Below are 14802 nucleotides of genomic sequence, written 5' to 3' on the forward strand. Positions count from 1 at the left end.
AGAGCGAGTGCGGAGCAGAGCGAGGGGCGCTGTTTCACGTGAAACAGCGCCCCTCGCCATATCGCAGCGCGGCACCGGAAGGTGGTCATGTTTCACGTGAAACATGACCACCGCCCTGGCGATCTCAGCCCTGCGCCGCCCACCACTCCTTGAGCTTCCCGACCGCCACGTCGTGCTCCAGCGGGCCGTGCTCCAGGCGCAGCTCCAGCAGGAACGCGTACGCCTTGCCGATCACAGGCCCGGGTCCGACGCCCAGGGTCTTCATGATCTCGTTGCCGTCCAAGTCGGGGCGGATGGCATCCAGCTCCTCCTGCTCCTGCAACTGCGCGATGCGCTCCTCAAGGCCGTCATAGGTCCGTGAGAGGGCGGCAGCCTTGCGTTTGTTGCGCGTGGTGCAGTCCGAGCGGGTCAGCTTGTGCAGCCGCTCCAGCAGGGGGCCGGCGTCCCGCACGTAGCGACGGACCGCGGAGTCCGTCCACTCACCGTCGCCGTAGCCGTGGAAGCGCAGATGAAGCTCCACCAGCTTCGAGACGTCCTTGACCATGTCGTTGGAGTACTTGAGCGCGGTCATCCGCTTCTTGACCATCTTGGCGCCCACCACCTCGTGGTGATGGAACGAGACCCGCCCGTCCTTCTCGAAGCGTCGCGTCCTCGGCTTCCCGATGTCATGGAGAAGTGCGGCAAGGCGCAGGACGAGATCGGGGCCGTCCTGCTCCAGATCGATGGCCTGCTCCAGAACGGTCAGCGAATGCTCGTAGACATCCTTGTGACGGTGATGCTCGTCACTTTCCAGACGCAGGGCGGGGAGCTCCGGCAGCACCTGTTGCGCCAGCCCCGTGTCGACGAGCAGCGCCAGCCCCTTGCGGGGGTGGGCGGCGAGCAGCAGCTTGTTGAGCTCCTCCCGGACCCGCTCGGCGGAGACGATCTCGATGCGCCCGGCCATTTCCGTCATCGCGGTGACCACATCGGGAGCGACTTCGAAGTCCAGCTGGGCCGCGAAGCGGGCAGCGCGCAGCATCCGCAGCGGATCGTCGGAGAACGACTCCTCGGGTGTTCCCGGGGTGCGCAGGACGCGCTCCGCCAGATCCTTGAGGCCGCCGTGAGGATCGACGAACTCCTTCCGCGGAAGGGCGACAGCCATCGCGTTGACCGTGAAGTCACGGCGGACGAGGTCTTCCTCGATGGAGTCGCCGTAGGACACCTCGGGCTTGCGCGAGGTCCTGTCGTACGCCTCCGACCTGTAGGTGGTGACCTCGATCTGGTAGCCGTCCTTCTGGGCACCCACCGTGCCGAAGGCGATCCCGACCTCCCACACCGAGTCGGCCCACGGTCGGACGATCTTCAGCACGGCCTCGGGGCGTGCGTCGGTCGTGAAGTCCAGGTCGTTCCCGAGCCTGCCGAGAAGCGCGTCCCGGACCGAGCCCCCGACCAGAGCGAGACTGAACCCGGCGTCCTGAAAACGGCGAGCGAGGTCGTCGGCGACCGGGGACACCCGCAGCAGTTCGCTGACTGCGCGGTGCTGCACCTGGGTCAGGGCACGGGAGCTGTCTTCATTGGCGTTCGACACAACAGAAAAGGGTACGTGCCCGGACCGGCCCGGTCGCCCTGGTTTCGGCCCGCCCTGCAAGACTCTTCCGATCATGTAGCGAACTCCCCAGCACTTGGCACCCGCGCACATCGTTACCATGCGTGGACGCAAGAACCGACAACCATCGACACCAGCTGACGACGACGAGGGACGGGTAGGCGCGTGGCCGAGGCGGCAGACATTCAGGGGATCGGTCCCTCTCCTGCCCGCCGGTGGCTGCGGCGAACAGCCGCCCTGATCATCGGGGCGCCGCTGGTCGCGGCGCTGCTGGCCGGTCCGACCGCACCCGCGGCGCAGGCCGGCGGGACCGGCAAGGCCCCCACAAGGTCCGAAACGGTCGACGTGGCCCTGGACACGTTGGCTCCGAGCGCGCCGGTCAAGGGGGACACCCTGACCGTCTCCGGAACCGTGACCAACCGGGGCAAGGACACGATCAGGGACGCCACGGTCGACCTGCGGGTGGGCCCGAAGCTCCTCAGTCGGACCGAGATCGACAACGCCGCCAGGCGCACCGGGTACGTGTACGGCAGCGACCCCGCCCCGATCGGCGGCAAGTACACGGTGAAGGTCGCGAAGCTCCCCTCCGGGATCAGCCAGGACTTCACGCTCTCCGTTCCGGTCGGCAAACTGGGGCTCGGCGACGACGGCGTCTACCAACTCGGCGTCTCGCTGTCGGGGCAGACCTCCCGGGTCCAGTACGACCAGGTGCTGGGGATCGAGCGCACCTTCCTCCCCTGGCAGGAGGAGGAGCGCGACTCCAGGACGAACATCACCTATCTCTGGCCGCTCATCGCGTCGGCCCACGTCACCGCCGAGACGGGCACCGACGATCAGCGGACGCCCGTGTTCACGGACGACGACCTGGCCGCCGAGCTGGCTCCGGGCGGACGGCTCGAACAGCTCGTTTCGCTGGGCAGCCAGCTGCCCGTGACCTGGGTGATCGACCCGGATCTGCTGGCCAGTGTCGACGCGATGGCGGGGAACTACCGCGTCAAGTCCGGCGACACCACCGTCGCCGGGAAGAACCAGGCCGTCGCCAAGCAGTGGCTCACCTCGCTGGAGGCCGCGGTGTCGGACGGGAAGGTCGTCGCGCTGCCGTTCGCCGACCCCGATCTGGCGTCCATCGCACACCGCGGCAAGAACGTCTCCGGCACCCTCAGCCACCTGCAGACCGCCACCGAGGTGGCCGGGACGACGGTGCAGACGATCCTCCACGTGAAGCCGTCGACCGACTTCGCATGGCCCGTCGACGGGGCGATCGACCCGTCGATCGTCGATGTCGCCACCTCGGCCGGGGCCCACAAGGTGATCGCCCGCAGCGACAGCCTCCAGGAGACCGGCGGTCTGACGTACACGCCGACCGCCGCCCGGCCGATCGGCGGCGGCACCACTGCGGTCGTCGCGGACGCCCGGCTCTCCACGGCCTTCCAGGGCGACATGTCGAAGGCGGGAAAGTCCACCCTCGCCGTCCAGAAGTTCCTCGCTCTGACCCTCGCCCTGACCGAGCAGGACACGGATGCCGAGCGGAGCATCGTCGTCGCACCGCAGCGGATGCCCACCGTGGCTCAGGCCCAGTCGATGGCCCGCGCCCTGCACGGGCTCGACGACGGGCGCTGGACCCAGCCCCTCGGGCTGGTGGACGCGGCCGGGGCTGAGCCCGACGCGGACGCGACGACCAGCGTCCCCGGGACCTCCCAGTACCCGAGGAAGCTCCGCAGCCAGGAGCTGCCCACCCAGGCCTTCCAGGACATCAAGTCCACCCAGGTCTCGCTGAACAGCTTCCAGGTCATCCTCACCCAGCCCGAGCGGGTGGTGACCCCCTTCGGCAACGCGCTCAACCGTTCCATGTCGACGTCGTGGCGCGGCAGCCCGCTGGAGGCCCAGCAGTACCGGGACTCGGTCCGCGGCTATCTGCTGGACCTCACCAACGAGGTCCAGCTCATCGCGAAGTCGGACGTCACCCTGTCCGGCCGCAGCGCCACCATCCCCGTGACCGTGCAGAACCGGCTGTTGCAGGGCGTGGACCATCTCGTACTGCGGCTGAAGTCGGAGAACGCGACACGCCTCAGGCTGAACGACGGCGGGGCCGTGGCGGAGCAGCCGATCCGGATCGGCGCCGGTCACAGCCAGTCCGTGAAGTTCGACGCGGCTGCCAACGTCAACGGCCAGGTGCAGATGACGGCGCAGCTCTACACCGAGGACGGCACGCCGTACGGCGAAGCGATGACCTTCACCGTGAAGGTCTCCGAGCTCACCCCGACCGTGCTGCTGGTCATCGCCGGCGGGCTGCTGCTCCTGGTCCTCGCGGGCATCAGGATGTACACCCATCGCAAGCGCGCCAACGCGGGCGGCGCGCCCGGCGAAGACGGCGGTGAACCCGAGCAGCCGAGTGACCCGACTCCGGACACCGGTCCGGAAAGCGGGGAGCCGTCGAGCTCGGGTGAGAAAGTGGAACGTTGAGCGATGTCTGTCGTGGCCGGTCGGCCGGGGACGATGAGGTGGGGTTTCGATGAACGCGCCGTACGACGGTGACCGCGGTCAGGGTGCGGGCGGAGCCGGGTCTTCCGGCGGGCCACCGGTGCCCCCAGGGCCCGGCCAGGTTCCGCCGACGCCTGATCCGTACCTGCAGGACGCCTACGACCGCGACCCCTACCGCGCCCAGGATCTGTCCGTCCAGGACCCGGTGGCCGAGGCGCTGTACGACCGTGCCGCGCATCCGCCGCCGCCCCCGGGCACCTACCAGCAGCCCCACCCGCTCTACCAGCAGCCGCCCGCGGCCCAGTACCCGCCCGATCCCCGCATCTGGGCACAGACCCCGCCTCCCGAGCCGGACGGCCCGTCGCGGCACCTGCCGTACGGCGACAATCCGGCGACCACCCAGTTCGTCGGGGTGGACGACCTCGTCAGTCAGGCTTCCCGGAACGACGAGCAGCCGGATGCCTTCGCGCACCTCTTCCGGGACCAGGAGGGCCCGGCAGGGTCCGCCCCCGTACCCGCGGAGCCCGAGCCGGCCCCGGCGCCCACCCCGCCGAAGTCCGGCGGCCGGGCCTCCGGAATACTGAAGTCCAGCGCGCTGATGGCGGCCGGCACACTCGTGTCCCGCCTCACCGGCTTCGTCCGCAGCCTCGTGATGACCGCCGCGCTCGGCGCTGCCCTGCTCGGCGACAGCTTCACCATCGCCTACACCCTGCCCACGATGATCTACATCCTCACCGTGGGCGGCGGCCTGAACTCGGTCTTCGTACCCCAGCTCGTCCGTTCCATGAAGGACGACGAGGACGGCGGCGAGGCCTACGCCAACCGGCTGCTGACTCTCGTCATGGTCGCGCTCGGCGTGATCGTCGCGCTCGCGGTCTTCGCCGCTCCATGGCTCATCCACATGATGTCGCCGACGATCGCCAACGACGTGGCGGCCAACAGTGTCGCCGTGACCTTCGCCCGGTACTGCCTGCCGACCATCTTCTTCATGGGCGTGCACGTCGTGATGGGCCAGATCCTCAACGCCCGCGGCAAGTTCGGCGCGATGATGTGGACCCCGGTCCTCAACAACATCGTCATGATCTTCACGTTCGGCATGTTCATCTGGGTCTACGGCACATCCGCCGAGTCCCAGATGGGCGTCCAGACCATTCCGCCGGAGGGCGTCCGGCTCCTGGGCATCGGCACGCTGCTCGGTCTGGTCGTACAGGCCCTGGCCATGGTCCCGTATCTGCGTGAGGCCGGGTTCCGTTTCCGCCCGCGGTTCGACTGGAAGGGGCACGGGCTCGGCAAGACGGTCAAGCTGGCCAAGTGGACCGTCCTGTTCGTGCTGGCCAACCAGGCAGGCGTGCTCGTCGTCACCCAGCTCGCGACGTCGGCGGGCAAGCTGTCCGGCAAGGACGGCACCGGCATCCTTGCGTACTCCAACGCCCAGCTCATCTGGGGCATGCCGCAGGCGATCATCACCGTCTCCGTCATGGCGGCCCTGCTGCCCCGTATCTCCCGCGCCGCCCACGACGACGACCCCGGCGCCGTCCGTGACGACATCTCCCAGGGGCTGCGGAACTCGGCCGTCGCGATCGTGCCGGTGGCCTTCACCTTCCTCGCACTCGGCCTGCCGATGTGCACCCTCCTGTACGCCTCCGCGGGCACCGAGGCCGCCCGCTCCATGGGCTTCATCCTCATGGCCTTCGGTCTCGGCCTGATCCCGTACTCCGTGCAGTACGTCGTGCTGCGCGGCTTCTACGCGTACGAGGACACCCGCACGCCCTTCTACAACACGGTCATCGTCGCCGCGGTCAACGCGGCCGCCTCGGCCCTCTGCTACGTGGTTCTGCCCGCCCGGTGGGCCGTGGTCGGCATGGCCGCCTCGTACGGGCTCGCCTACGCCGTCGGCGTGGGCATCGCCTGGCGGCGGCTGCGCAACCGCCTGGGCGGAGATCTGGACGGTGCCCATGTCGTGCGTACCTACGCCCGGCTGTGCCTGGCCGCGACCCCCGCAGCGGTACTCGGCGGTGGCGTGGGCTTTGCCGTGCTCCTGGGCCTCGGCGAGGGCGCCTTCGGTTCACTCGCCGCGCTGATCTGCGGTGGAGCCGTACTGCTCGGCGTCTTTTTCGTCGCCGCCAAGCGGATGCGGATCGAGGAAATCAACGGCATGGTCGGTATGGTCCGTGGGCGGCTCGGTCGCTGAGAATCAACCACCGCACAACCATCACCACCCCTTGCGTGTCGTGCATAGCGCCGGAGTGTGGGCACAATTGGCGTGACTGTGCAGAGCTGGCTGGCATCGCGCAACGGATGGGGAGGCAGGAACGACGGTGGCGGAACGTAGCACGGCTGCCGTCGACGTGGCCGACAACAGCGGTGATGAGCCGCTGACCGCCAAGGCGGACGAGGCCACGACCGACGGGACGGCAGAAGCTCAGGACACCAAGGGCACGAAGCCGCAGGACACGGATGGTGAACGCATCGGTTCCGAAGTCACCCTGCCGACCCCTGATCTGCACAGTGGGCACAAACTTGCCAGACGCTACCGGCTGGAGGAGTGCGTCACCCGTCTGGACGGGTTCAGCAGCTGGCGCGCCGTCGACGAGAAGCTGCGTCGCGCGGTGGGGGTCCATCTGCTTCCGGCCGACCACCCGCGTGCCCGCTCCGTGCTGGCCGCGGCCCGCTCCTCCGCACTGCTCGGTGACCCACGCTTCGTGCAGGTCCTCGACGCGGTGGAGGAGGACGACCTCGTCTACGTCGTCCACGAGTGGCTCCCCGATGCCACCGAGCTCACCTCTCTGCTTGCCTCGGGGCCGATGGACGCGCACGACGCGTACCAGCTCGTCAGCCAGGTCTCCCAGGCCATGGCGGCAGCACACCGGGAAGGCCTCGCGCATCTGAGGCTCACCCCGGGGGCGGTGCTGCGGAGCTCGACCGGGCAGTACCGGATCCGCGGGCTCGCGGTGAACGCCGCCCTGCGGGGCATCACCGCCGACGGTCCCCAGCGTGCGGACACCGAGGCGATCGGCGCCCTCCTCTACGCCGCGCTGACCCACCGCTGGCCGTACGAGAGCGACGCGTACGGCTTGGCCGGGCTGCCCAAGGGAGTGGGGCTGATCGCCCCCGACCAGGTGCGAGCCGGCGTCCACCGCGGACTTTCCGAGCTCGCCATGCGCGCACTCGCCAACGACGGCGCCACTGCCTCCCGGCAGGAACAACCGTGCACCACGCCGGACGAGCTGGCCAAGGCCGTCGCCGCGATGCCCCGCATCCGTCCTCCGGAGCCCGTCTTCACGGCGCCTCCCGAGTACCAGCGCACGACCTACCAGCAGGGCTCCTACGGGCGCCCGCCGGCCCGGCCGGTCGCTGCTCAGCCCACGATCGCGACGCCCCTGGCACCGCTCCAGAGCCGTACCGGCAAGGCCCTCAAGTGGGCCGTGTCCGCGCTGCTCATCGCCGCTCTGGGCCTCGGCAGCTGGCAGCTCGCCGAGGCGCTCATCAACCACGACAAGAGTTCCGACCCCGGCGACAGCACACAGACCAACCCGGAGAACAGCGACAACAAAGCTCAGCCCGCGACCGAGCCGCTGCGCATCGCCGGTGCGACGGAGTTCATGCCCGGCGGCTCGGGGATCCAGCCGGACCAGGTGCCGAACTCCGTCGACGGCGATGCGAGCACGGCCTGGGTCACCCCGCGCTACCGGGGCTACGCGAACTTCGGCAATTACCCCAACCGCAGGGACGGCAGCGGCATAGTCGTCGACCTGGGCAGCGTTCAGGACGTCGCGGGTATCTCGGCCAAGATGTACCGCACCGGCCAGAAGGCCGAGGTACTGGCTGCCGATCCGAGCGCTTCCGCCCCGTCGTCCCTCTCCGACTTCCCCCAGCACCTCACAAAGCTCGCCACGGTGGGAAGCGATCTGAAGGAGACCTTCCCCAAGCCGGTACGGACGCGCTACGTCCTGATCCGTCTCACGGAACTGCCTTCGGACGGAACGGGTGGCTACCGGGGCGGGATCTCGGAGATCTCCGTACTCAAGTGACCGAGAGGCCGGTGGGTCGCCCCCACCGGCCTCTCGCGTATCCGGTGCGTCTCGCGCCGGTGGCCACGCTCAGTCTCGGACAGTGCCTTCTGCGCCCCTGCCCCGTCCGCTCGAATCGTGATAGACAGACGCACCTTGACGCAGCGAAAGGGAGGGAGGGGAGGTGGCCGGCGAGCCGTCAGAACCACTCAGCGACTCAGACCTCCTCGCTCGCCATGTGGCCGGTGATCCGGACGCCTTCGGTGAGCTCGTACGGCGCCACCGCGACCGGCTGTGGGCCGTGGCGATACGAACTCTGGGGGACCGCGAGGAAGCCGCGGACGCCGTCCAGGACGCCCTTGTCTCCGCCTTCCGGGCCGCCCACACCTTCCGCGGTCAGTCCGCCGTCACCACCTGGCTGCATCGCATCACGGTCAACGCCTGCCTCGACCGGGTCCGCAAGGCGGCCACCCGCAGGACCGCGCCGGTCGATGACACCGAACGGTTCGAGCAGCTCATGGAACCACACGAATCCGCGGAGGCACCGGCGGAGCGCCAGGACCTCCACCGCGAGCTCCTGGCCGCACTCGCCACTCTCCCCGCCGAGCAGCGGGCCGCGCTCGTCCTCGTGGACATGCAGGGTTACCCCGTGGCCGAGGCGGCACGCATCCTCGACGTCCCGACAGGCACCGTAAAAAGCCGTTGTGCGCGGGGACGGGCCCGGCTGGCGCCGCTGCTCACGCACCTGCGCAGCGAGGTCGCAGGAGCCGACGAGAGGGCCAGAAGGAACCGGACGCCACGTGCATCCGTCCCACCGGCATCGGGGCCGAGAGATGCGGGCACAAGCGATCCCGCTGCAGTGAAGGGCGGAGGTGGGCGCACATGACATCAACGACCGACACGACCCAGCATCCGGATGTCACGGAGATCTCCGACCTGGCGGAGGAGCTGCTCCCACCATCGCGTGCGGCAGAGGTAAGCGAACACGTGGACGGCTGCGAACCCTGCGGGGAGGTCCATGCCTCTCTCATGGAGATCCGCGAGCTGCTCGGCACTGTACCCATGCCGCAGCGCATGCCTGACGACGTCGCGGACCGCATCGATGCCGCACTCGCCACCGAAGCGGCTCTCGGCGTCACGACGCCTTCCGGCTCGGCGCATGTTTCACGTGAAACAGAGCGGCCGACGGCGGAGAAGCCGAACACGGAGCCCATTCCCTCGGACCGTCCCGCAGGACGTCCCCGGGCGACCACCGGCCCCGGCCGTCGGCCGGTCCGAGGCCGCCGTCGCACAGCCGTGCTCGGAGCCGCTCTCGGAGCGGCCGTGGTCGGTGTGAGCGTCTTCATGCTGCAGAGCGTCCACCCGTCCCAGAATTCCGGGAGCCTCAAGGCAGCAGACCGCAGCTCCAGCGCCGGGGAGAACAGCGGCGGAGCGTTCTCGGAGTCCACGCTCGGGAACCGGGTGCACACGCTTCTGCTGAGTGCCGGCTCGAAGCCGTCGAAGTCCGCGGATGGTGTGGAGGCCGAGAAGCAGGCACCATCCACCGAGGCGCAGTCGACACCCAGAGGCGCCTCCGGTGGATCCGAGTCGCCCCAGACGCCCTTGCGCGCCCCCACCGTGCCCGTCCCGCCCTGTGTCGAGCAGGGAACCGGACGCCATGCTCCCGCCCTCGCCGTGGAAGAAGGCACCTACGAAGGCACGGACGCCTTCCTCGTTGTCCTTCCGCACCCGTCCGATGCCACCCGTGTACAGGCGTACGTCGTCGATGCGGCCTGCGTCCGGGCGGAGCCCGAGGGCACGGGTGAACTCCTGCTGACCCGTACCTACCCGCGCCCCTGAGAATCCTGCCGGAAGCAGCCCGGCACGTCGGGGAATGCATCCCCCGTAGGATCCGTTGGGTGGGGTGAGAGTCGTTGAACCGGCCCCAGTAGGCGTGGACAGTAGGCAGTCTGCAGAGACGAGGAAGAAACCCGTGAGTGACGTCCGTAATGTGATCATCATCGGCTCCGGCCCCGCGGGCTACACGGCCGCCCTTTACACCGCACGCGCCTCTCTGAAGCCGCTGGTGTTCGAGGGCGCCGTCACCGCCGGTGGCGCGCTGATGAACACCACCGACGTGGAGAACTTCCCGGGCTTCCAGGACGGGATCATGGGCCCCGAGCTCATGGACAACATGCGCGCCCAGGCCGAACGCTTCGGCGCCGAGCTCGTCCCCGACGACGTCGTCTCCGTGGACCTCACCGGAGACATCAAGACGGTCACGGACACGGCCGGCACTGTGCACCGCGCCAAGGCCGTCATCGTGACGACCGGCTCCCAGCACCGCAAGCTCGGCCTGCCCAACGAGGACGCCCTCTCCGGACGCGGCGTCTCCTGGTGCGCCACCTGTGACGGCTTCTTCTTCAAGGACCAGGACATCGCCGTGATCGGTGGCGGTGACACCGCGATGGAGGAGGCGACCTTCCTCTCCCGCTTCGCCAAGTCGGTAACCATCGTCCACCGCCGGGACACGCTGCGTGCCTCCAAGGCCATGCAGGAACGCGCCTTCGCCGACCCGAAGATCAAGTTCGCCTGGGACAGCGAGGTTGCCGAAGTGCAGGGCGAGCAGAAGCTGTCCGGTCTGACCCTGCGGAACACCAAGACCGGCGAGACGTCCGAGCTCGCGGTGACCGGCCTGTTCATCGCGGTGGGCCACGACCCGCGCACCGAGCTCTTCAAGGGCCAGCTCGACCTCGACGAGGAGGGCTACCTCAAGGTCGACGCCCCCTCGACCCGTACCAACCTGACCGGTGTCTTCGGTGCCGGTGACGTCGTCGACCACACCTACCGACAGGCCATCACGGCCGCCGGCACGGGCTGCTCGGCGGCACTCGACGCCGAACGCTTCCTCGCCGCGCTCGCCGACGACGAGAAGGCCGCTGCGGCCACCGTCTGACCCACGCCTCTCCCCCCACTACACCCCAAGAAGTTAAGGAGGCCGCCGTGGCCGGCGCCCTGAAGAACGTGACCGATGACTCCTTCGACGAGGTCGTCCTGAAGAGCGAGAAGCCCGTGCTGGTGGACTTCTGGGCAGCCTGGTGCGGCCCGTGCCGCCAGATCGCCCCGTCCCTGGAGGCCATCGCCGCCGAGCACGGCGACCAGATCGAGATCGTCAAGCTCAACATCGACGAGAACCCGGCCACAGCCGCCAAGTACGGCGTCATGTCCATCCCGACCCTGAACGTCTACCAGGGCGGCGAAGTCGCGAAGACCATCGTCGGAGCGAAGCCGAAGGCCGCGATCGTCCGCGACCTCGAGCCCTTCCTCGGCTAGGCGTACCGCACGCCACTGTTTCACGTGAAACGGGTCCGTCCCCGAGGGACGGACCCGTTTCACGTTGTCATGGGATCTTGGATCTTCAGGGGATCTCGGATCACAGCGGCCGCAGCGCCGGCTCTTTCTGCACCGCGCCCAGCAGCCGGTCCAGCGCCAGCTCGACGTCTTCCTTCCAGGACAGCGTCGTGCGCAGTTCCAGCCTCAGCCGTGGATGAACCGGATGTGGTCGTACGGTCTTGAAGCCGACTGCCAGCAGATGATCCGCGGGAAGCACGCAGGCCGGCTCCTTCCACCGAGCGTCGCCGAAGGCCTCGATCGCCTTGAACCCCCGGCGCAGCAGATCCTTGGCAACGGTCTGCACCATGACCCGGCCCAGCCCCTGCCTCTGGTAGCCCGGCATGATCCAGGCGGTGATCAGCTGCACGGCATCGGAGGAGACCGGGCTGGTGGGAAACGCGGTCGACCGCGGTACGTAGGCGGGCGGCGCATAGAGCACGTAGCCCACCGGAACATCGTCGACATGGACAACGCGGCCGCACGACCCCCACTCCAGGAGAACGGCCGAGATCCAGGCCTCCTTCTCCAGCTCGGGTGTCCCTGCCTTCACCGCAGCTTCCCCACTGACCGGATCAAGCTCCCAGAAGACACATGAGCGGCATCGTCTGGGGAGATCGGAGAGGTTGTCCAGTGTGAGCGGTACGAGCCGACGCCCCATGAAGGCTGTTCCTCGCTTCCTTCGCCCGCCGCATCGCGTGCGACGGTCAGTGCACTCCGTTCGAGGAGCAGGCTACCGACGAACCATCCGACAGCCCCCGGGCCCAGCCCACTGGCACCAGTCGGCTGCGGCTCACTGATCGCATGGCCCTCCCTACCGAGGTGGCTCCAGTCGGATGTGCCATACCAGAACGCATCGTATCCACCCAGGGATGAAGCCGACACCGAAAGAAAGCAAAGGGCGGGCTGTGTTCCGGTCACCACCGGAGCACAGCCCGCCCGACAACCCCGTCGGCAAAGGTCAGCCCTTGTCGTCCTCAGCGGATTCCTCGGCGGGTGCCTGATCCAGTACGCGCGCCTCGCCCGGTGCCAGGCTGCCGAGGATGCGGTCCAGATCCTCCATCGACGCGAACTCGACGACGATCTTCCCCTTCTTCTGACCGAGGTCGACCTTCACCCTGGTCTCGAAGCGGTCAGAGAGCCGGGTGGCGAGATCGGACAGTGCGGGCGACACCCGGCCGCCGGCCCGCGGCCCCCTGCTCTTGGCAGGGCTCGTGGGATTGGAGCCCATGAGCCGCACGATCTCCTCGACCGCACGCACCGACAGCCCCTCAGCCACAATGCGATGGGCCAGACGGTCCTGCTCCTCCGAGTCGTCCACGGACAGCAAGGCCCGCGCATGACCGGCCGAAAGTACCCCGACCGCCACCCTCCTCTGAACCGGACCCGACAGCTTCAGCAGACGCAGCGTGTTGGACACCTGCGGTCGGGAACGCCCGATCCGGTCGGCCAGCTCGTCATGCGTGCACTCGAAGTCCTTGAGCAGCTGGTCGTACGCGGCTGCCTCCTCCAGCGGGTTCAGCTGAGCCCGGTGGAGGTTCTCCAGGAGCGCGTCCAGGAGCAGCTTCTCGTCATCCGTGGCCCGGACGATAGCCGGAATCCGCTCCAGACCCGCCTCGCTGCAGGCCCTCCAGCGCCGCTCGCCCATGATGAGCTCGTAGCGCTCCGGCCCCACCTCCCGCACGACGACAGGCTGGAGGAGGCCCACCTCCTTGATGGAGGTCACCAGCTCCGCGAGCGCGTCCTCGTCGAACACATCACGGGGCTGGCGGGGGTTCGGAGTGATGTCGCCGATAGGAATCTCGGCGAAGTACGCCCCCGCAGCTCCCACCAACTCGGCGGCCGCTCCGGACCCCGACACCGGCCCGCTCGGCTCCGGCACGATCGGAGCGCCCGCGCGAGCGGCCACCTTTGCCGCAGCCACCCCCCGCTCCGCCGTCAGCACGGGATTCGCCCCGGCAGACGTCGATCCCATCCCCGCGGACGGCATCTGCTTCTCCTGCGGAGCGGCGGGGATCAGGGCACCCAGCCCACGCCCCAACCCTCTTCGACGCTCGCTCACTGAATCCCCTCCGAAGTGCTCTGCTGGCTGGTCCCGCTGCCCGTCCGGGCATGCTGGGGCTCGTAGTGGACCCCGACGCCCCGCAGGGCAATCTCACGCGCCGCTTCAAGGTAGGAAAGCGACCCACTGGAACCCGGGTCATAGGTCAACACGGTCTGCCCGTAGCTGGGCGCCTCCGAGATACGCACCGATCGCGGAATGTTCGTCCGCAGCACCTCCTTGCCGAAGTGGCTGCGCACCTCCTCCGCGACCTGCGAGGCAAGCCTGGTCCTGCCGTCGTACATGGTGAGCAGGATCGTCGACACATGGAGATCGGGGTTGAGGTGCCCCCGTACCAGGTCCACATTCCGCAGCAGCTGCCCCAGCCCTTCCAGCGCGTAGTACTCGCACTGGATGGGGATCAGTACCTCGGCCCCGGCAACAAGGGCATTGACCGTCAACAGTCCGAGCGAAGGCGGGCAGTCGATGAGGATGTAGTCCAACGGTTGCTCATACGCCTGGATCGCTCGCTGCAGTCGACTCTCCCGCGCCACCAGCGACACCAGCTCGATCTCCGCACCGGCGAGATCGATGGTGGCGGGGGCGCAGAAGAGGCCTTCGACGTCCGGTACGGGCTGAACCACCTCGGAGAGCGGCCTGCTCTCCACCAGGACGTCATAGATGGAGGGGACTTCGGCATGGTGATCGATGCCCAGAGCCGTAGAGGCGTTGCCCTGCGGGTCAAGGTCGACCACCAGAACACGGGCGCCGTGAAGCGCGAGCGAAGCAGCAAGGTTGACCGTCGTGGTCGTCTTGCCCACTCCGCCCTTCTGGTTGGCCACCACCATGACGCGCGTCCGGTCAGGACGGGGCAGGCCCTCGCCGGCGCGGCCAAGGGCCTCAACCGCCAGCTGGGCCGCACGACCGATGGGTGTGTCATCCATCGGCGGCGGTGTTTCACGTGAAACACCGTCCCCCGCCGATTCGGTTCGGGGACCGGGGACCGGATCGGTCATCGGTCCCGCGATGTTGGCGTCGGACCGCAAGGATTCACTCTCCTCGACTTCAGGCTCGCAATGAGCAGAGCCTGCCATGCTTTCGGGGTCGTGAACCAGCGAGGCCCGCTCTTCTGTGGATGAATCCACTTCTGTGGACAACCCCGTAGCCCTAACGGGCCTGCGAAGCCGCGGCGCGGCAGCCGCGCGACCGCGGCCGATGATTCCATGCAGCAGAGAGCGACGTTTCACGTGAAACACGATGCCCCCGCAGCCTAGCTACAGGGGCACGACACTCCGTATGGGGCATACAGCTACGCA

General features: G+C 68.5%; 11 protein-coding genes. 7 read left to right on the top strand and 4 right to left on the bottom strand.

Translation table 11 applies throughout. From position 1 onward, the window contains the following. Positions 1-124 precede the first annotated feature (124 nt). Positions 125-1567 (bottom strand): CCA tRNA nucleotidyltransferase, encoded by a 1443-nt coding sequence (locus OHA19_RS20305; protein ID WP_405714644.1) that lies wholly within the window; start codon positions 1565-1567, stop codon positions 125-127. A gap of 183 nt (positions 1568-1750) precedes the next feature. Between OHA19_RS20305 and OHA19_RS20310 the strand changes: the two genes are divergently transcribed. The 7 genes from OHA19_RS20310 to trxA all read left to right on the top strand — a co-directional run bounded on the left by OHA19_RS20310 (position 1751) and on the right by trxA (position 11388). Continuing rightward, on the top strand, positions 1751-4048 hold the full coding sequence (locus tag OHA19_RS20310; protein ID WP_405714642.1) for a DUF6049 family protein: 2298 nt from the start codon (positions 1751-1753) through the stop codon (positions 4046-4048). A 49-nt stretch (positions 4049-4097) separates the two neighbouring features. Next, positions 4098-6257: a murein biosynthesis integral membrane protein MurJ gene (murJ, locus tag OHA19_RS20315; protein ID WP_405714640.1), complete on the top strand. Its 2160-nt coding sequence runs from the start codon at positions 4098-4100 to the stop codon at positions 6255-6257. 127 nt (positions 6258-6384) lie between these two features. After that, positions 6385-8097: a protein kinase family protein gene (locus OHA19_RS20320; protein ID WP_405714638.1), complete on the top strand. Its 1713-nt coding sequence runs from the start codon at positions 6385-6387 to the stop codon at positions 8095-8097. A 163-nt stretch (positions 8098-8260) separates the two neighbouring features. Continuing rightward, positions 8261-8962 (top strand): RNA polymerase sigma factor SigM, encoded by a 702-nt coding sequence (gene sigM / locus OHA19_RS20325; RefSeq protein WP_405714636.1) that lies wholly within the window; start codon positions 8261-8263, stop codon positions 8960-8962. Beyond that, positions 8959-9915, top strand: a complete 957-nt coding sequence (locus tag OHA19_RS20330) for an anti-sigma factor family protein (protein ID WP_405714634.1) — start codon at positions 8959-8961, stop codon at positions 9913-9915. Before sigM ends, OHA19_RS20330 begins: the two co-directional genes overlap by 4 nt. 133 nt (positions 9916-10048) lie before the next feature. Continuing rightward, positions 10049-11011 carry a thioredoxin-disulfide reductase gene (trxB, locus tag OHA19_RS20335; protein WP_405714632.1) on the top strand — a complete coding sequence of 321 codons (963 nt, stop codon included), beginning with the start codon at positions 10049-10051 and terminating at the stop codon, positions 11009-11011. A 47-nt stretch (positions 11012-11058) separates the two neighbouring features. Continuing rightward, the gene (gene trxA, locus OHA19_RS20340) at positions 11059-11388 is read left to right on the top strand and encodes a thioredoxin (RefSeq protein WP_405714631.1); all 330 of its coding nucleotides are present in this window, start codon (positions 11059-11061) and stop codon (positions 11386-11388) included. A gap of 100 nt (positions 11389-11488) precedes the next feature. Here the strand turns inward: trxA and OHA19_RS20345 are convergent, their stop codons facing one another. The 3 genes from OHA19_RS20345 to OHA19_RS20355 form a co-directional block, all read right to left on the bottom strand. Next, on the bottom strand, positions 11489-12106 hold the full coding sequence (locus tag OHA19_RS20345) for a GNAT family N-acetyltransferase (protein ID WP_405714629.1): 618 nt from the start codon (positions 12104-12106) through the stop codon (positions 11489-11491). A 300-nt stretch (positions 12107-12406) separates the two neighbouring features. Next, positions 12407-13507, bottom strand: coding sequence for a ParB/RepB/Spo0J family partition protein (locus OHA19_RS20350; protein WP_405714627.1), 1101 nt, complete (start codon positions 13505-13507; stop codon positions 12407-12409). Beyond that, positions 13504-14580, bottom strand: coding sequence for a ParA family protein (locus OHA19_RS20355; protein ID WP_405721663.1), 1077 nt, complete (start codon positions 14578-14580; stop codon positions 13504-13506). Before OHA19_RS20355 ends, OHA19_RS20350 begins: the two co-directional genes overlap by 4 nt. Positions 14581-14802: the final 222 nt, after the last annotated feature.

The sequence above is a fragment of the Streptomyces sp. NBC_00012 genome (assembly GCF_045040875.1).
GTDB lineage: Bacteria > Actinomycetota > Actinomycetes > Streptomycetales > Streptomycetaceae > Streptomyces.

Coding starts and splice junctions, on each gene's coding strand:
- murJ (WP_405714640.1), top strand. CDS start 4,098: ATGAACGCGCCGTACGACGGTGACCGCGGTCAGGGTGCGGGCGGAGCC.
- OHA19_RS20330 (WP_405714634.1), top strand. CDS start 8,959: ATGACATCAACGACCGACACGACCCAGCATCCGGATGTCACGGAGATC.
- OHA19_RS20355 (WP_405721663.1), bottom strand. CDS start 14,580: ATGGCAGGCTCTGCTCATTGCGAGCCTGAAGTCGAGGAGAGTGAATCC.
- OHA19_RS20345 (WP_405714629.1), bottom strand. CDS start 12,106: ATGGGGCGTCGGCTCGTACCGCTCACACTGGACAACCTCTCCGATCTC.